Annotated in this window: 15 protein-coding genes; 12 read left to right on the forward strand and 3 right to left on the reverse strand. The window is 68.6% G+C overall.

All coding sequences use genetic code 11. From position 1 onward, the window contains the following. Window positions 1-66 precede the first annotated feature (66 nt). From ACFWP0_RS24675 to ACFWP0_RS24695, 5 genes are all read left to right on the forward strand, one after another. A complete protein-coding gene (locus ACFWP0_RS24675) occupies window positions 67-825 on the forward strand; it encodes an IclR family transcriptional regulator (protein WP_377846593.1) in 759 nt (252 codons plus the stop codon). 156 nt (window positions 826-981) lie between these two features. Further along, a complete protein-coding gene (dbpA, locus tag ACFWP0_RS24680) occupies window positions 982-2370 on the forward strand; it encodes an ATP-dependent RNA helicase DbpA (protein ID WP_377846595.1) in 1389 nt (462 codons plus the stop codon). A gap of 193 nt (window positions 2371-2563) precedes the next feature. Beyond that, window positions 2564-2971 (forward strand): DoxX family protein, encoded by a 408-nt coding sequence (locus tag ACFWP0_RS24685; RefSeq protein WP_377846597.1) that lies wholly within the window; start codon window positions 2564-2566, stop codon window positions 2969-2971. A gap of 222 nt (window positions 2972-3193) precedes the next feature. Next, window positions 3194-4618 (forward strand): adenylate cyclase, encoded by a 1425-nt coding sequence (locus ACFWP0_RS24690; RefSeq protein ID WP_377846599.1) that lies wholly within the window; start codon window positions 3194-3196, stop codon window positions 4616-4618. An 84-nt stretch (window positions 4619-4702) separates the two neighbouring features. Next, window positions 4703-5239: a peroxiredoxin gene (locus tag ACFWP0_RS24695; RefSeq protein ID WP_377846601.1), complete on the forward strand. Its 537-nt coding sequence runs from the start codon at window positions 4703-4705 to the stop codon at window positions 5237-5239. 1 nt (window position 5240) lies between these two features. Here ACFWP0_RS24695 and ACFWP0_RS24700 read toward each other — a convergent pair whose 3' ends face one another. Beyond that, window positions 5241-6689, reverse strand: a complete 1449-nt coding sequence (locus tag ACFWP0_RS24700; protein WP_377846785.1) for a CoA transferase — start codon at window positions 6687-6689, stop codon at window positions 5241-5243. A 298-nt stretch (window positions 6690-6987) separates the two neighbouring features. Between ACFWP0_RS24700 and phrB the strand changes: the two genes are divergently transcribed. Continuing rightward, window positions 6988-8424, forward strand: coding sequence for a deoxyribodipyrimidine photo-lyase (gene phrB, locus ACFWP0_RS24705; RefSeq protein WP_377846603.1), 1437 nt, complete (start codon window positions 6988-6990; stop codon window positions 8422-8424). Window positions 8425-8513: 89 nt separating this feature from the next. After that, window positions 8514-10205 (forward strand): methyl-accepting chemotaxis protein, encoded by a 1692-nt coding sequence (locus tag ACFWP0_RS24710; RefSeq protein ID WP_377846605.1) that lies wholly within the window; start codon window positions 8514-8516, stop codon window positions 10203-10205. Window positions 10206-10216: 11 nt separating this feature from the next. Here the strand turns inward: ACFWP0_RS24710 and ACFWP0_RS24715 are convergent, their stop codons facing one another. Beyond that, complete coding sequence (locus ACFWP0_RS24715) at window positions 10217-10549, reverse strand: tetratricopeptide repeat protein (RefSeq protein ID WP_377846607.1); 333 nt, start codon at window positions 10547-10549, stop codon at window positions 10217-10219. A 207-nt stretch (window positions 10550-10756) separates the two neighbouring features. Here ACFWP0_RS24715 and ACFWP0_RS24720 point away from each other — a divergent pair, with 207 nt between their 5' ends. The 4 genes from ACFWP0_RS24720 (at window position 10757) to ACFWP0_RS24735 (ending at window position 15367) form a co-directional block, all read left to right on the forward strand. Next, window positions 10757-12289: a DUF1800 domain-containing protein gene (locus ACFWP0_RS24720; RefSeq protein ID WP_377846608.1), complete on the forward strand. Its 1533-nt coding sequence runs from the start codon at window positions 10757-10759 to the stop codon at window positions 12287-12289. 22 nt (window positions 12290-12311) lie between these two features. After that, the gene (locus ACFWP0_RS24725) at window positions 12312-13508 is read left to right on the forward strand and encodes a DUF1501 domain-containing protein (protein ID WP_377846609.1); all 1197 of its coding nucleotides are present in this window, start codon (window positions 12312-12314) and stop codon (window positions 13506-13508) included. A 150-nt stretch (window positions 13509-13658) separates the two neighbouring features. Next, a complete protein-coding gene (locus ACFWP0_RS24730; RefSeq protein ID WP_377846611.1) occupies window positions 13659-14861 on the forward strand; it encodes an MFS transporter in 1203 nt (400 codons plus the stop codon). A 14-nt stretch (window positions 14862-14875) separates the two neighbouring features. Further along, window positions 14876-15367 carry a glutathione peroxidase gene (locus ACFWP0_RS24735; protein ID WP_377846613.1) on the forward strand — a complete coding sequence of 164 codons (492 nt, stop codon included), beginning with the start codon at window positions 14876-14878 and terminating at the stop codon, window positions 15365-15367. An 11-nt stretch (window positions 15368-15378) separates the two neighbouring features. Here ACFWP0_RS24735 and ACFWP0_RS24740 read toward each other — a convergent pair whose 3' ends face one another. Beyond that, a complete protein-coding gene (locus tag ACFWP0_RS24740) occupies window positions 15379-15846 on the reverse strand; it encodes an Lrp/AsnC family transcriptional regulator (RefSeq protein ID WP_377846615.1) in 468 nt (155 codons plus the stop codon). A gap of 125 nt (window positions 15847-15971) precedes the next feature. Here ACFWP0_RS24740 and ACFWP0_RS24745 point away from each other — a divergent pair, with 125 nt between their 5' ends. Then, complete coding sequence (locus ACFWP0_RS24745; protein WP_377846617.1) at window positions 15972-16877, forward strand: DMT family transporter; 906 nt, start codon at window positions 15972-15974, stop codon at window positions 16875-16877. Window positions 16878-16956 lie beyond the last annotated feature (79 nt).

The following is a 16956-nucleotide window of genomic DNA, read 5'->3' on the forward strand; positions in this document are numbered from 1 at the left end:
GTTTCATTTTCTGCAAATTCTGTGCGAGGATGGGCTGCCTTTCGCCGAATCTTCAAATATTGAAAGATGAAAGACGAATCCTCCGCCGCGCTGCGCGCGCTGACGCTCCTGGAACAGGTGGCCCGGTCCGGGCAGCCGGTGTCGCTGGCCGCGCTGACCGAGGCCACCGGCCTGCCCAAGCCCTCCGTGCTGCGCATCCTGTCGCGCCTGGTGGATGCCGGCATGCTGCTGCGCGAACCCGCCGGAAAAAGCTATGTCAGCGGCCCCCGGCTCAGCGCCCTGGCCCGCGACACGCTGCTGAATTCGCCGCTGCGGGCCGAGCGCCATCGCATCCTCGACAGCCTGGTCGATGAAATCGGCGAAACCTGCAACTGCACCATGCTCGACGGCGACGAGGTCATCTACCTGGACCGCGTGGAAACCGCCTGGCCGCTGCGGGTAAACCTGCAAACGGGTTCGCGCGTGCCCCTGCACTGCTCGGCCAGCGGCAAGCTGTTCCTGGCGCACATGCGGCGCGAGGCGCGCGCGCGCCTCCTGGCCGCCGCGCCACTGCCGCGCTACACGCCCAATACCCTGTGCGATGTGGCGGCGCTGGAACAGGAACTGCGCGTCATCAAGAAGGAAGGCGCCAGCTTCGACCGCGAGGAATTCCTGCTGGGCATCGTCTGCATGGCCGTGCCCATCCTGCACGGCTCGCGCGCCATCGCCGCGGTCGCCCTGCATGCGCCGGTTGCGCGCCTGTCCATCGAAGGCGCCCGCGCCTGGCTGCCGCGCATGCAGGAAGCCGCACGGGCGCTGGCGGGCACCTACGAGCCTGCGCCCTAGCGCCCTGACGCAGGCGTCGCGGATGCATTGCGTCCCTGTTTTTTCTGCCCTGTGCGGGACAGGCGCGCATTCGGGCCGCCGGCGGCGGCGAAGCGATGCCAGGGCTTACACTGTCGGTCGACTCTGTTTTTCGCGGTCTTTGCGATCCGCCCTATTGTGACCAACACCCCCTTCTCCTCCCTGCCCCTCTTGCCCTCCCTGCTCGACAACCTGCAAAGCCTGGGTTTCGAACAGATGACGCCCATCCAGGCGCAAAGCCTGCCGCTCATCCTGGAAGGCCGCGACCTGATCGCGCAAGCCAAGACCGGCAGCGGCAAGACCGCGGCGTTCGGCCTGGGCGTGCTGCAGAACCTGGACGTCAACCGCCTGGCCCCGCAGGCGCTGCTGGTGTGCCCCACCCGTGAACTCGCCGACCAGGTGGCGCAGGAACTGCGCCGGCTGGCCCGCCTGATCCCCAACGTCAAGATCCTGACGCTGTGCGGCGGCGCCGCCGCGCGTCCCCAGGCCGAATCGCTCGCCCGCGGCGCGCATCTGGTGGTGGGCACGCCCGGCCGCATCCAGGACCACCTGGAGCGCGGCAGCCTGGACCTGTCCGGCCTGAACACCCTGGTGCTCGACGAGGCCGACCGCATGGTCGACATGGGCTTCTATGACGATATCGTCGCCATCGCCTCGCACTGCCCGACCAAGCGCCAGACCCTGCTGTTCTCGGCCACCTACCCCGACAACATCCGCAAGCTCAGCGCCCGTTTCCTGCGCAACCCCGCCGAGGTCAAGGTCGAGGCGCAGCATGATTCCAGCCGGATCGAGCAGTACTTCTACGAAATCGGCGACGGCGAAAGGCTGGACGCCGTGGCCCGGCTGCTGGCCCACTTCCGCCCGGTCTCCACGCTGGCCTTCTGCAACACCAAGGTCCGCAGCCATGACCTGGTCGAACGCCTGCAGGCCGAGGGCATCAGCGCCCAGGCGCTCAACGGCGACCTGGAACAGCGCGAGCGCGACGAAATCCTGATCCAGTTTGCCAACCAGAGCTGCGCCGTGCTGGTCGCCACCGACGTGGCCGCGCGCGGCCTGGATATCCAGAACCTGGGCGCCGTGATCAATGTGGACGTGACCAAGGACACCGAGGTCCATGTGCACCGCATCGGCCGCAGCGGCCGCGGCGACCAGAAGGGCCTGGCGCTCAGCCTGTGTTCGCCCGACGAAATGCGCTGGGCCAACCTGATCGAGCAGTACCAGGGTTCGCCGCTGAAATGGGCCGACCTCAAGTCGCTGCGTCCCAAGGCCGACCGGCCTTTGCGCGCGCCCATGATCACCCTGTGCATCCAGGGCGGCAAGAAGGACAAGCTGCGCCCCGGCGACTTGTTGGGCGCCCTGACCGGCGACGGCGGCCTGAGCTTCGAGCAGGTCGGCAAGATCAACATCACCGAGTTCAACTCCTATGTGGCGCTGGACCGTCAGATCGCCAAGCAGGCGTTCTCGCGCGTGTCCAACAGCAACATCAAGGGCCGCCGGTTCCGCATGCGCTTTCTGGAAGAGTTCTGATCGCCCGCCGGGCCCTCGGATTGTCGCGATTCCGGTGGAAAGCTTGATGATTTTGTTCGGCCTTTGCCATAATGGCGCGGCCAGCACCTGCGGCCTCCCCTAAGCCGGGCGGCCGCGGGTCGCGGAACCAAAGGCACGCGGCGCGCTCCAACCGGCGCACTGTCCCCCTTAACCATCACAAGAGAAACTCACCATGATCAAGTCCGATGACACCGGCAAGCTGATCCTGCGCCTGACCCTCGGTATCCTGATTCTGCTCCACGGCTTGGCCAAACTGACCGGCGGCGGCGTCAGCGGCATCAGCGGCATGCTGTCCTCGCACGGCCTGCCCGGCTTCCTGGCGTATGGCGCCTACGTGGGCGAGATCATCGCTCCCGTGCTGCTGATTATTGGCGTCTACACCCGCCTGGGCGGCCTGCTGGTCGCCATCAACATGGTCGTCGCCATCCTGCTCGCGCACAGCGGCCAGATCGGCAGCATCAACAACCAAGGCGGCTGGGCGCTGGAACTGCAAGGCATGTTCCTGTTCACCGGCCTGGCCATCGCCTTCATGGGCGCGGGCCGTTTCAGCCTGGCCGGCAACGGCGGACGCTGGAACTAAAAATCGCCCAGGCGTAAAGCCGCAACGCGGGACAAAGGGGTCGCTCAGGCGGCCCCTTTGCTTTTTCGGGCTTCCCGGCAGACATTGATACGAACGACATCGACGGTCACGCGCCCGCAAACACCGGTCACGCGAAAGCTGTTTCGGAACGATTACAGTCCCGAACTCGCGCCATCCGCTGTGGCCTAATTCCTAAGAGCGCAACTGCGCACAGGAAACGCCATGACCTCTTCCATCCGGATCTCCCGCCTGCGGCCGCTGGCCACCGCCGCCATGCTGGCCGCCTGTGCGGCCGCGGCGGCGCAGACCTATGCGCCGCCGCCCGCGCCGTCCTACGATCCCGCCTATGACAATGGCGATCCCGCCGCCGCCAACCTGGCGCTGGTGGACCGCAGCCCCGAGCCGCCGCCGGCCCTGCCCGTCTACGTGCAGCCGCCGGCCCCGGGCGACGGCTACCTGTGGGTGCCGGGCTACTGGAGCCGCAACCATTACGGCTTTTTCTGGGTTCCCGGCGCCTGGGTGCTGGCGCCCTACGCCGGGGCGCTGTGGACGCCCGGCTACTGGGGCTACGCCAACGGCCTGTACATGTGGAACGCCGGCTACTGGGGTCCCCACGTGGGCTTCTACGGCGGCATCAACTACGGCTTTGGCTACACCGGCCTGGGCTATGCCGGGGGCTACTGGAAGCGCGACCGCTTCTACTACAACCGGTCCGTCACGAACGTGAACGTCACGCGCGTGAACTACGTCTACAACCACACCGTCGTGGTCAACAACGCGGACCACCGGCGCGTCAGCTACCACGGCGGCCCGTCGGGCATCCGGCGCCAGCCCGATCCGCGCGAACTCGCGGCGCGCAAGGAACGCCACGCGCCTCCCACGGATATCCAGCGCGGCTACGCGCGCGATGCCGGCAGCAACCGGGCGCAATTCTACGAGCACAACAAGGGCCGGCCTCCGCAGGCATACGTCGACCATTCCGACAACGGCAGGCGCCCCGATGGACAGCGGGCGGAAGGCGGCGGACGGCCCGGCAACGGCTGGGACGGCCGCGACAAGGGGCCGGAAAACGGACGGGACGGCAGGCCGGGCAATGCGCCGCCGCAGGCCCGCGAACAATTGGCCCAGCAGCAGGATCGTCAACGGCAGGTTCGCGAACAGCAGCAACGCGACCAGCAGGCGCAGCGGCAGAATCGCCAGCAGGAGGCGCGCGATCAACAGGCGCGCCAGCAACTGGAACGCGACCAGCAGGCCCAGCAGCGTGCCCGCGAGCAGCGCACGCGCGATCAGCACGCGCGCGAGCAGCAGCAAAACAACGCGCAAGACCAGCAGCAGGCCCGCCGGCGGGAAATGCGCGATCAACAGGCGCGCCAGCAGCTGCAACGCGACCAGCAGATCCAGCAGCAGGCCCGCGAGCAAGGGCAGCGCGATCAGCAGGCGCGCCAGCGGCAACAACGCGAACAGCAGGACCGGCAACTGGCCCGCGACCGGCAGCAGCACGAGCAGCAGGCGCGCCAACAACGCGACCAGCAAGCCCGCCAAAGGCAGCAGCAACAGCAGCAACAGCAACAGCAGCAGCAGCAGCAGCAACGCGACCAGTCTCGCGGCGGCGACGGCAATGGCCGCGGCGGGCCAGGCCGAGACTGAACTGGACCCTCGCCACCCGCAGGGCTACAGTAGCCCACCTGCCCGCGGCATTCCCGCGCGGCGCCCCGACACTAGGAGATTCCGATGAAGCGCCTTGCCCCCTGGTTACTGCTATGCGGCCTGCTGGCCGGTCCTTCGGCCCAGGCCGCGCTGGACGTGGGCGCCCCCGCGCCGGACTTCAGCACCCAGGCTTCGCTGGGCGGGAACGTCTTCACCTTCAAGCTCGCCGAGGCGCTCAAGCAGGGTCCAGTCGTGCTGTACTTCTTTCCGGCCGCGTTCACGCAGGGCTGCACGATCGAAGCGCACAACTTCGCCGAAGCCACGGATGAATACAAGTCGCTGGGCGCCACCGTCATCGGCGTCTCGACGGACAACATCGACACGCTGAACAAGTTCTCGGTCAGCGCATGCCGCAGCAAGTTTGCCGTCGCGGCGGACGGCGACGGCAAGATCATGAAGGCCTATGACGCCGTCCACGACAAGCGTCCCGACTACGCGCAACGCGTGTCCTACGTGATCTCGCCGGAAGGCAAGATCCTGTATGAATTCACGGATATGAGCCCGGAGTCGCACGTGGCCAACACGATGCGCGCCCTGCGCGACTGGAAGGCCAGGCAGTAGCCTAGTTGAACGGCCAGACGGTGGGATGCGTGCCGGGCGGGCAGGACGGCCGTGTCCAGCGGGCCGGCGTTGCGGAAAAACGCGCGGCGTGGCGCAAGGCGACCAGTTCGCCAAAGCCCGAGGGCACCGTTTCCAGCAGTCCGTCAAAGCCCGGCAGGGGACAGGCAAGCCCGCCATCGACCCGGCCCAGGTTGCGCAGCCAGTGCGCGGTCTGCGCCAGCGACACCCGCACATGCCAGCTTCCGCCTTCGGTCGCCTGGCGCGCCAGGGCCACTTGCGCCCCGAACGCCATCAGGTAGCCCGACGCATGGTCCAGGATCTGCATCGGCAGCGCCTTGGGCGCGTCCTGGCCGGCGGCTTGCGCTTCGGCGTGGTTAAAGCCCGTTGCCGTCTGCACCAGGGAATCGAAACCGCGGCGGTTGGCCCACGGGCCCACGTTGCCGTAGGCGGACAGCGAGACATAGACGATGCCCGGACGGATGCGCGCCGCGTCCAGCGGGCCGAAGCCCAGGGCGGACAGCCCGCCGGGACGGTAGCCCTGCACGAACACATGGGCGCTGCGCAGCAGATTGCCCACGGCGATGCGGCCATCGGCCGTGTCCAGGTCGGCCAGCACGGAAAGCTTGCCCCGGCTGGTGTCGATGATGTTGTCGATATTGGGCAGCTGCGGGGAATTGACCAGCATCACATCGGCGCCGTAAGCCGCCAGCGCCCTGCCGCAAACCGGCCCGGCGATGATGCGCGTCAGGTCCAGCACGCGGATGTCCTTGAGCGGGCGGGCGTCTTGCCCGTACTTGGGCAGGGGCCGCGGATCGGCCTCGCCGATGCGTTCGACGGTCAGGAGCGGCTGCGCCGCAATGGCCTGGCCCTGCGGATGGCGGTCCCATTCGTCAAAGCTGCGCATGGCGGAAACCACCATGCCGGCATCGGCCGCAACCTGCTCGAAATCCTCGGCCTTCCAGCGGCTCAGCGCGCGCTCCACCGCGTCTCGCGTGGCGCCGTCGCCGGTGGGGCAGCCCAGCAGCGCCAGGGCCCCGTCGCGGTGATGGGCGAAGTTGGCGTGGATGCGCACCCAGCCGCCGTCGCCGCAGCGATAGACGCCGGTGATGGGATCCCAGGGATTGGGGGCAATGCCATTGATCGTGAAATGGCTGCGGCATTCCTGCGCCGCATGCAGCATGTCCACGCTGACCTGCTGGCGCGCGCCGCCGCGCAGGTGCCAGATTTCGGCCGCGGCCAGGGCCGCCGCCGCCATGCTGGCCTGCGCTGCCGTGCCGACGGCGAACGACGAAGGAAGGACAGGGTCCGCACCGGTCAACACCACGTGCTCCAGCGACTCGTCGGGCAGGTCGACCGAGCGCCAGAGTTTTTGCAAGACGTCGCGGGATGTCTTGCCGGCGGGTGTGCGTCCCTTCAGAAAGGACGGGCGTAGGTCCATCAGGTTTCCCATATCGTTCATCTTGCTCTGATTGTTTATTGCATTACATGGCGGGGCCCCACCCGCGTCAATACGTACAGCGCGCCAGCGTGTTTCATGGTTTGACCGGCGCATGCCCGCCCGCCGCTCTTTCCCCATGCGCGGGGGCCTCCTGTTTCACCCGTGCGCACCGGTCACATCTACTCGTAGTTTTTACATCGTCTTCCAAGCCCCAACGCCGCCGGAACGCGGCCTGGCGGGCCGCGGGATAAAATCCCGCCTCGCCTGCCGGCCCCCGCCGCGCCGTCCTTTCCTGCCCTGGACCGTCCTCATGAACACGCTGCTCTGGCTACGCACCGACCTGCGCATGCACGACAATCCCGCCCTGGCCGCGGCCGCCGAAGCCGGCGCCGTCACGGCGCTTTTCCTGGCCGCGCCGGGCCAATGGCGCCGGCATGGCGAGGCGCCCGCCAAGGTCGACTTCTGGCTGCGCAACCTGCGCGAGCTCTCGCGGGACCTGGCCCGGGCCGGCATTCCGCTCAAGCTGCTGACCGTCCATGACTGGAGCGAAGCGCCCGCCGCCATTGCGCAATTCTGCCAGGCCCACGCCATCACGCAGGCGCACGCCAATGCCGAGTGGCCAGTCAATGAACGCCGCCGCGACGCCGCCGTGGCGGACAGCCTTCGGGCCATCGGCGTGGATTGGACCCTGCATCATGGCGCGTCGCTGCTGCGCCCGGGCACCGTCCTCAGCGGCAAGGGCGAGTGCTATCGCGTCTACACGCCCTATGCACGCGCCTGCCGCGAACGCCTGCGCACCGCGCCGCTGCGGGCCATTCCCGCACCGCGCGCGCAGACGCCGCCGGCTTGGGGCCCCGATCCGCTGCCCGCGGCCTTTGACGGCTTCGACGCGCCCGGCGACGCCGTGCGCGCGCTCTGGCCCGCCGGCGAGTCCGCGGCCGGCGACCGCCTGGCCGCCTTCGCCGACAGCGCCATCGACGCCTACAAGGACGAGCGCGACTTCCCGTCCCTGCCCGGCACCAGCTGCCTGTCGCCCTATCTGGCGGCGGGCGTGCTGTCGCCGGGCCAGGCCCTGCGCGCCGCGCTGGCCGCCAATCACGGCGAGCTGGACAGCGGCCGCGCGGGCGTGGCCACCTGGATCAACGAACTGCTGTGGCGCGAGTTCTACCAGCACCTGCTGGCAGCGCATCCGTCCTTGTCCATGCACCGGCCCATGAAGCCGGAAACCGCCGCCGTGCCCTGGCGCGACGCGCCCGCCGACCTGCTCGCCTGGCAGCAAGGCCGCACCGGAATCCCCATCGTGGACGCAGCCATGCGCCAGCTGCTGGCGCTGGGCTGGATGCACAACCGCCTGCGCATGGTGACCGCCATGTTCCTGTCCAAGAACCTGCTGCTCGACTGGCGGCTGGGCGAGGCCTGGTTCATGGCGCAACTGGTGGATGGCGATCTGGCCGCCAACAACGGCGGCTGGCAATGGAGCGCCTCCACCGGCGCCGACGCGGCGCCCTACTTCCGCGTCTTCAATCCGCTGACCCAATCGCGCCGGTTCGATCCGCGCGGCGCGTTCCTGCGCGAATGGCTGCCGGAACTGGCGCATCTGGACGAGCGGGCCATCCACGACCCGAGTCCCATGGAGCGCGCGGCGGCCGGCTATCCGCTGCCCATCGTGGATCTCGCGCAGAGCCGGTTGCGCGCGCTGGAAGCCTTCGGCAACCTGCCGCCCGCACCGGCCTTACCTTTGGCATAACCTCTGAACATCTTGATGTAGATCAACCTCGCTGCCCTGTCCGTCCCGGATGATCCCGCTGCACCACGCCTATCACGGACGCCAGACGCATGCGCAACAACCAGCCGGTTCACGACAAGGAATACACGCTGCAGGACGAGCAGTACCTGATCTCCCGCACCGACGCGCGCGGCCGCATCATCTACGCCAACCCCGCCTTCGTCGAGGTCAGCGGCTTCTCCCGCGAGGAACTGGTGGGCGCGGCGCACAACATCGTGCGCCATCCCGACATGCCCGAAGAGGCGTTCGAAGACCTGTGGCGCACCATACAGCGCGGCGAATCCTGGACGGGCATGGTCAAGAACCGCCGCAAGGACGGCGGCTTCTACTGGGTGTTGGCCAACGTCACGCCCATCATGGAACGCGGCGAGACCGTCTGCTATGCCTCGGTGCGCGTCAAGCCGACGCGCGCGCAGATCGAGGCCGCCCAGGACGTCTACGCGCGACTGCGCGACGGCACCGCCCGCGGCTTGCGGCTCAGCCGTGGACAGGTCAGGCCCACGGGCCTGCGCGGCGCGCTGGCGCGCCTGAGGATCTGGCGCCTCACCGGGGTGCGCTCGCGCATGCTGGCGTGGGCCGTGCTGGCATCCTCGCTGTTCCTGGGCGCCGCCGGCGTCGCGCTCTACGGCATGTACGAGCGCATGAACAACGAAGAGCTCGCCATCGCCGCGGGCGTGCTGGCGGGCGGCGTGGTCCTGATCTTCGCGTCGGGCTGGGGCTTTGCCCGATCGATCACGGGGCTGCTGGTCACGGCCACCGACTTCACGCGCCAGGTCGCCGCCGGCAACCTCAGCACGCCCTTGCCGCCAGGCAGCATCCGCGACGAAATCGGCGCGCTGAAGTTCTCGCTCGAGGTGATGCGCAAGAGCCTGGTCAGCATCACCCGCGACGTCCACAACGGCATTGAAAGCGCGCTCCATTCCGCGGCCGAGATCGCCGACGGCAACGCCGACCTGTCCGCGCACACGCAGCGCCAGGCCGCCTCGCTGGAAGAGGCCGCGGCCAGCATGGAGCAGCTGGCCGCCACCGTGAAGCAGAACGCCGCCAGCGCGCACGGCGCGGACCTCATGGCCAGCCAGGCTTCCGACGTGGCCCGGCGCGGCGGCCTCGTCGTGAACGAGGCCGCGCAAGCCATGCAGGGCATCGTGCAAAGCTCTTCGCGGATTGCCGAAGTGGTGGGCCTCATCGACGGCATCGCCTTCCAGACCAATATCCTGGCGCTCAACGCCGCCGTGGAAGCCGCCCGCGCGGGCGAGGCCGGCAAGGGCTTTGCGGTGGTGGCAAGCGAAGTGCGCAGCCTGGCGCAGAAAAGCGCCACCGCCGCGCGCGAGATCAAGGCGCTGATCGAAGCGTCCAACGAGCGCGTCGCCGACGGCGTGCGGCATGTGGAGCGCGCCGGCGAAACCATGCTGGACATCGAGGAATCGGTGCGGCAGGTGACGCGCATCATGAACGAGATCGCGGCCACCTCGACCGAACAGCACACCGGCATCGACAACGTAAGCCGCACGATCTCGGAAACGGACAATGCCGCCCAGCGCAATGCCGCGCGGGTCGAGCAGGCCTCTCAGGCCGTCGACAACCTGCGCACGCGCGGCGCCCAGCTGCGCCACGCCATCGAGGTCTTCCGCGTCGCGGGCAGCCAGACTGTGCTGCCCAAGGCCGCGCCTGCCGCGGCGCCGGCGGGCCGGCTCGCGCCGCCGCAGCGCGCGCGTGCGCTACTGGGCAATCAGGCGACGTAGCGGCCGGCCCCTCAGGCGCCGGCCGCCGCTTCCTTATCCAGCCGCTTGATGAACACCTGCAGCTCCTTCACCACCTGCTGGTCGCCCCGGGCATGGGCGGCCGCCAGGCCGGATTCCCAGGCGGCGCGCGCGCCGTCCTTGTCGCCCAGGCCCAGGCAGGCCTTGCCCAGCCATTTCCACGCCACGGAATAGGCGGGGTCGAACGCCAGCGCGGCGCGCAGATGCGCTTCGGCCTCGCGAAAGCGCTCCTGCTCGGCATAGGCCTTGCCCAGCGAAAATCGCAACAGCATGTTGTCCGTGCCCTTGGCCAGCATCGCCTCCAGGCGCTCGATCATTCCTTCCATCCTCGGGCTCCTTTCGCCTCTGGCGCACTCGGCAATACCGCATGATAGGACGCGCGCACCGCGGCGGCCGGAAAGCCCCCGCGGCCACTGGGGGCAGGCGCGGTTTCTAAAACGATCCGTTTCCTTGCGTTGCAAGGTGCCCCCGGCCCGTAATGTTCGCGCGATTATCCTGTCACCCGCTCGACCAACCTTGAAGGTGCACGCCTCATGCCGTACCCGCGCCTGTTCCTCCACCGTCTGGCGGCGCTGCTGTTGCTGCCCCTGGCCGCCGCCGTCCACGCGCAGCAGCAAGACGCCGCCCGCGACGCCGCCATGGTGAACCGCGTCACCTGGGGCGCCACGCCCGCCGAACTCGCCCGCATGCAGGCGCTGGGCGCCGACCGCTACCTGCAGGCGCAGCTCCATCCCGACCCCAAGGCCAAGCTGCCCGGCGAGGTGCAGGCGCGCATCGACGCGCTGTCGATCTCGCTCCAAAGCGCCGAGGACGCGCTTGCGCAACAACGCGGCATGCGCGAACGGGCCAAGGACGCCGCGCCCGATGCGCGCCAGAAGGTGCAGCGCGAGGCGCGGCTGATTTCCCGGCAGCGCGCCGACGACACCGCCAGCCGCGCGTTCTGGCGCGCGCTGTATTCGCCAAACCAGCTGCAAGAGCAGATGACGTGGTTCTGGATGAACCACTTCAACGTCTACGCCGCCAAGAACGACATCGGCACCTACATCGACCAGTACGAAGAGCAAGCCATCCGGCCGCATGCGCTGGGCAAATTCCGCGACCTGCTGGCGGCCACGCTGCGCTCGCCGGCCATGCTGGTCTATCTGGACAACACCCAGAATGCCGCCGGCCGCATCAACGAAAACTACGCCCGCGAGCTGATGGAGCTGCATACGCTCGGGGTCAAGGGCGGCTACACGCAGACCGACGTCCAGGAGCTGGCGCGCATCCTCACCGGCCTGGGCATCCACAACAAGGACCAGCTCCCGAAGGTCAAGCCCGAACTGCGCGGCCAGCTCGTGCAGGACGGGCTGTTCCTCTTCAACCCCGCCCGCCACGACTACGGCGACAAGGTGTTCCTGGGCCGCAAGATCCCGGGCGCCGGCTTGGCGGAAGTGGACGCGGCCGTGGACCTGCTGGCCCGGCATCCCGCCACCGCGCGCTTCATCAGCGCCAAGCTCGCCGCGTACTTCGTGGGCGACGCGCCCGCGCCGGCGCTCATCGACCGCATGGCAAAAACGTTCCTGGCCAAGGACGGCGACATCGCGGCCACGCTGCAGACGCTGTATTCGTCGCCGGAGTTCGCCCAATCGCTGAAGGCGGGCGTGTTCAAGGACCCCGTCCACTATGTCTATTCGTCGCTGCGGCTGGCCTACGCCGACCTGCCGACCATCGTCAACACCAAGCCCGGCATGAACATGCTGAAGCAGCTCGGGCAGCCGCTGAACCAGCGCTTGACGCCCGACGGCTATCCGCAGACCCAGTCGGACTGGGCGGGGTCCGGACAGATGACGGCGCGTTTCGAGACGGCGCGCGGCATCGCCGCGGCGCCCCAGGGCTTCTACCGCGAAGGCGACGACAAAGGGCGCGTGGACCTGCCGCCCCTGCCCGACCTGTACAAGGCAAACGCGGACAACGGCCTGTTCGCCGGCCTGTCGGGCGCCACGCGCCAAGCCATCGGGCAAGCCAGGTCGCCCAAGGACGCCAACACCTATCTGCTGGCCTCGCCTGAATTCATGCGACGCTAGCCCGATGACGGAGAGAACCCCCATGCAACGCCGCCGCCTGCTTCAACTGATGGCCAGCGCCCCGCTGGCGTTCGGCGCGAGCCGCCTGTACGCGGCGCCCGCCGCCTCGTCCAACCGCCTGCTGGTCGTTTTCATGCGCGGCGCCTACGACGCCGCCAGCCTGCTGGTGCCGGCCAGCAGCGACTTCTATTACGAGTCGCGGCCCAACATCGCCATCGCCCGGCCGGGCAGCGGGCCCGACGCCGCGCTGCCGCTTGCCGACGGCTGGGCGCTGCACCCCGCCCTGGCGCACAGCCTGCTGCCCTTCTATCAACGGCGGGAACTGGCCTTCGTGCCCTTCGCCGGCACGGACGACACAAGCCGCAGCCACTTCGAAACCCAGAACCGCATCGAACTCGGCCAGGGCGCCGGCAAGGACGGCGACTACCGCTCGGGCTTTCTCAATCGCCTGTCCACCGCGCTGACCACGTCGCGCGCCCAATCGGCCGCCTTCACCTCCGACGTGCCGCAGATTTTCCGCGGCGGCACGCGGGTGCCCAACATCGACCTGGGCGGCGCAAACCGCAAGTCCCGCCTGGACGAGGACAACCACCGCGCCATCGCCGCGATGTATCGCGATACCGAGCTGGACGCTTCGGTGGCCGAAGGCCAGCGCATCATGGGCGCGGCGCGCGAGGAGCTGGAGGCCGAGATGAAGGCCGCCAACGGCAACGCGGTATCGGCGGACAAGCTGGAGCAGGAGGCGCGGCGCATCGCCCGCTTCATGAGCGACCGCTACAACCTGGGCTTTGTCGACGTGGGCGGATGGGACACGCATGTGGGGCAAGGCGGCGCCAAGGGCCTGCTGTCGAACCGCCTGGGCCAGCTCGGCCGCGCCCTGGCCGCGTATGCCGACGAAATGGGCCCGGCCTGGAAGCAGACCACCGTGGTGGTGATCAGCGAGTTCGGCCGCACCTTCCGTGAAAACGGCAACAAGGGCACGGACCACGGCCACGGCACGGTCTATTGGGTGATGGGCGGCAATGTGCGCGGCGGGCGCATCGCGGGCCGGCAGGCCGAAATCAAGCGCGAGGCCTTGTTCCAGGACCGCGACTATCCCGTGCTCAACGAGTACCGCGCCGTGTTCGCCGGCCTGTTCTCGCGCCTGTACGGCCTGGACCAGGCGCGCCTGGCCCAGGTGTTCCCCGGGGTGGCGCCGCTGGACCTGAAGCTGGTGTAGGCCGCGCCGCTGACGCCGTCCTGAACACAGGGTATACCCTTAACAAGACTAGGGCTTTCCGACTGTGCCGCGGCCGCGGTGCCCTAGAATTTCGCCCTTCTCTTTCATCCCGCCGGGGCTTTCTTTTTCGTCCCGGCCACGCCCCTTTCCATGCCCCTGCACCTTATCGCGCTGGCCGCCGCCGCTTTCGGCATCGGCACCAGCGAGTTCGTCATCATGGGCCTGCTGCCCAACGTCGCCGACGACCTCCATGTCAGTATCGACATCGCCGGCCTGCTGATCACCGGCTACGCGATGGGCGTCGTGATCGGCGCCCCCATCATGGCCATCATCACCTCCAGGATGCCGCGCAAGGCCACGCTGATCGGCCTGGCAAGCACCTTCGTGCTGGGCAACCTGCTGTGCGCGCTGGCGCCCAACTACGGGCTGCTGATGGCCGCGCGCGTCTTCACCGCGTTCTGCCATGGCGCCTTCTTCGGCATCGGCGCCGTCGTGGCGGCCGACCTGGTCCCGCGCAACCAGCGCTCCAGCGCCATCGCGCTGATGTTCACGGGACTGACCCTGGCCAACGTGCTGGGCGTGCCCTTGGGCACCGCGCTGGGCCAGGTGGCCGGCTGGCGCTCGACGTTCTGGGTGGTCAGCGGCATCGGCATGGCGGCCGTGGCCGCGCTGGCCGCGTGGCTGCCGGCCCGCATCCCCATGCAGCCCGGCAACATCCTCCGCGAATTCAAGGTGCTGCGCGATGTGCGCGTGGTCTGGCCGCTGGCGGCCAGCGTGCTGGCGTCGGCGGCGCTCTTCTGCGTGCTGACCTACATCGCGCCCATGCTGCGCGAAGTGACCGGCGTATCCGAGCGCGGCGTGACCGGCGTGCTGCTGCTGTTCGGCGTGGCGCTGACGGTAGGCAGCACCCTGGGCGGCAAGCTGGGCGACCGCAATCTGGAAACGTCGCTGCGCCGCATATTCATCGGCCTGCTGCTGGTCTTCCTGGCGCTCAGCCAGGCAATCCACGCGCTGGCGCCCATGCTGGTCGTGACCTTCATCTGGGGCGTGCTGGGCTTTGCGGTGGTGCCGCTGCTGCAGACGCTGATCGTCGACCAGGCGGCCGAGGCGCCCAATCTGGCGTCCACCCTGAACCAGGGCGCGTTCAACCTGGGCAATGCGGGCGGCGCGTGGCTGGGCAGCCTGGCGCTGGGCCATGGCCTGCCGCTGACCGACCTGCCCTGGATGTCCGCGGCGATCACGGCCGCCGTGCTGCTCCTGACGTTGTGGGGCACGCGCTACTACGGCAGGCATGCCGGCGCTACACTCGCTGGACAATCCGGCGCGCTGACGCCTTCGCGTTCGGACGCCTGACCAGAGGAGCCCGCATGAGCACGATCCATGATTTCTCCGCCCGCGGCATCGACGGCGCGGAACAGTCCCTGAACGCCTATCGCGGCCGCGTGCTGCTGGTGGTGAACGTGGCGTCCAAATGCGGCTTCACGCCGCAGTACGCGGGCCTGGAAGAACTCTACCGGTCGTTCCGCGACGACGGGCTGACCGTGCTGGGCTTTCCCTGCGACCAGTTCGGCCACCAGGAACCCGGCGACGAGGCCGAGATCCAGAATTTCTGCGCCACGCAGTACGACATCACCTTCCCGCTCTACGCCAAGATCAACGTCAACGGCGCCGACGCCCATCCGCTGTACCAATGGCTCAAGGGCGAAAGGCCCGGCGTGTTCGGCACCGAAGGCATCAAGTGGAACTTCACCAAGTTCCTGGTGGGGCGCGACGGCCTGGTGATCAAGCGCTACGGGCCCACCGATACGCCAGCGGGCATCAGGGACGACATCGCCAAGGCGCTGTCCGCGCCCGTCTAGCGCGCCAGGCCCTAGCGCAGCGGCGGCAGCCGGCGGCGCACCGTGTGCGCCTTGACGATGGCCGTGTTGGTCTCGGCGAACTCCGTCACGCGCTCCAGGATGCCGTCCAGGTGCGCGATCGACCTCAGCACCACGCGGGCGATGAAGCAGTCGTCGCCCGTCACCTTGTCGCACTCCACGAATTCCGGGATCTCCTGGATCAGCCCCTCCACGTGGCGCAACTGCCCGGGCAAGGGCCGGATGCGCACGATGGCCTCCAGCGTATAGCCCAGGGCCACCGGGTCCACATCCAGCGTGTAGGCGCGGATCACGCCAGACTCTTCCAGCCGCCGCAGCCGGTCCGCCACGCTGGGCGCGGACATGCCGACCTGCCGCGCGAGGTCTGCGGTGGTGGTGCGCGCATTGGCCGTCAGGGTCTCGACGAGGCGGCGGTCGATGCCGTCCAGCACCGGGTTTTCAATTTTTAGGTCATTTTGCATAAATTTCACCCAAACGAAGGTTTGACGATGAAAGCGCCACAACAACATCATATAAGCAGCTTGATTCGCCTGGGATAATTTCTCCATCGCACATCGCGGCCGCACGGCCCCCCGGAGAACCCATCATGATCCCCTCGACTGAACGCATCGGCCTGGCGCAAATGGCCGCCGCCATGACCCTCTCCGGCACACTGGGCGTGTTCGTGCTGGAATCCGGCCAGAGCGCCTGGAACGTCGTCTTCTTCCGCTGCGTCTTCGGCGCCCTGTCGCTGTTCCTGTACTGCTGGGCGCGCGGGCTGCTCAAGCCCGGCCTGTTCACCGCCAGGACGCTGGCCCTGGCGCTCGGGGCGGGCGCGGCGCTGGTGCTGAACTGGGTGCTGCTGTTCTCCGCCTACCGCCTGGCCTCCATTTCGCTGGCCACCGCCGTCTACAACGTGCAGCCCTTCTTCCTGATCGGCCTGGGCGTGCTGTTCCTGGGCGAACGCCCGTCGCGCGGCAAGCTGGCGTGGTCGGTGGTGGCCTTTGCCGGACTGCTGCTGGTGCTGCGCCTGGGAGACACCGGCGCGGCGGGCGGCAGCGCCTATCTGACGGGCCTGATGCTGGGCCTGGGCGCAGCGGCCCTCTATGGCATCACCGCCGTCATCGTCAAGCGCCTGAAGGGCATCCCGCCCCAGGTGCTGGCGCTGGTGCAGGTGACGCTGGGCGCCTTCATGCTGCTGCCCATGGCCGATTTCAATGCCCTGCCCGCCCAGCCCGTCCAATGGGGCTACCTGGTTGCGCTGGGCCTGATCCATACCTGCCTCATGTACATCCTGATGTACTCGGCCATCCAGAAGCTGCCCACCACCTCCACCGCCGCGCTCAGCTTCATCTACCCGGCGGTGGCCATCATGCTGGACTTCCTGGTCTACGGACACCGCATGGACGCCTCGCAGATCGCGGGGGTGGCGCTGATCTTCCTGGCCGCCGCGGCCGTCAGCCTGAACTGGACCTGGCGCCTGCCGGGCAGCCCGCGCCCGGGCGCGGTCTGAGGACCGGGGGGGCCGGGCCGGGGAAACCCGCACCCGCCCCCCGGTTATTCGGGTGGCCGTCAAGATTGCCCCGCTATCA

It is taken from the genome of Achromobacter sp. NPDC058515 (assembly GCF_042721735.1).
In the GTDB taxonomy this organism is placed as follows: Bacteria; Pseudomonadota; Gammaproteobacteria; order Burkholderiales; family Burkholderiaceae_B; genus Achromobacter.

Bases quoted from the DNA above. Each gene is read 5' to 3' on its own strand.
- ACFWP0_RS24675 (WP_377846593.1), top strand. From the start codon at position 67: ATGAAAGACGAATCCTCCGCCGCGCTGCGCGCGCTGACGCTCCTGGAA.
- ACFWP0_RS24685 (WP_377846597.1), top strand. From the start codon at position 2,564: ATGATCAAGTCCGATGACACCGGCAAGCTGATCCTGCGCCTGACCCTC.
- ACFWP0_RS24690 (WP_377846599.1), top strand. From the start codon at position 3,194: ATGACCTCTTCCATCCGGATCTCCCGCCTGCGGCCGCTGGCCACCGCC.
- ACFWP0_RS24695 (WP_377846601.1), top strand. From the start codon at position 4,703: ATGAAGCGCCTTGCCCCCTGGTTACTGCTATGCGGCCTGCTGGCCGGT.
- ACFWP0_RS24700 (WP_377846785.1), bottom strand. From the start codon at position 6,689: ATGGGAAACCTGATGGACCTACGCCCGTCCTTTCTGAAGGGACGCACA.
- phrB (WP_377846603.1), top strand. From the start codon at position 6,988: ATGAACACGCTGCTCTGGCTACGCACCGACCTGCGCATGCACGACAAT.
- ACFWP0_RS24710 (WP_377846605.1), top strand. From the start codon at position 8,514: ATGCGCAACAACCAGCCGGTTCACGACAAGGAATACACGCTGCAGGAC.
- ACFWP0_RS24715 (WP_377846607.1), bottom strand. From the start codon at position 10,549: ATGGAAGGAATGATCGAGCGCCTGGAGGCGATGCTGGCCAAGGGCACG.
- ACFWP0_RS24720 (WP_377846608.1), top strand. From the start codon at position 10,757: ATGCCGTACCCGCGCCTGTTCCTCCACCGTCTGGCGGCGCTGCTGTTG.
- ACFWP0_RS24725 (WP_377846609.1), top strand. From the start codon at position 12,312: ATGCAACGCCGCCGCCTGCTTCAACTGATGGCCAGCGCCCCGCTGGCG.
- ACFWP0_RS24730 (WP_377846611.1), top strand. From the start codon at position 13,659: ATGCCCCTGCACCTTATCGCGCTGGCCGCCGCCGCTTTCGGCATCGGC.
- ACFWP0_RS24735 (WP_377846613.1), top strand. From the start codon at position 14,876: ATGAGCACGATCCATGATTTCTCCGCCCGCGGCATCGACGGCGCGGAA.
- ACFWP0_RS24740 (WP_377846615.1), bottom strand. From the start codon at position 15,846: ATGCAAAATGACCTAAAAATTGAAAACCCGGTGCTGGACGGCATCGAC.
- ACFWP0_RS24745 (WP_377846617.1), top strand. From the start codon at position 15,972: ATGATCCCCTCGACTGAACGCATCGGCCTGGCGCAAATGGCCGCCGCC.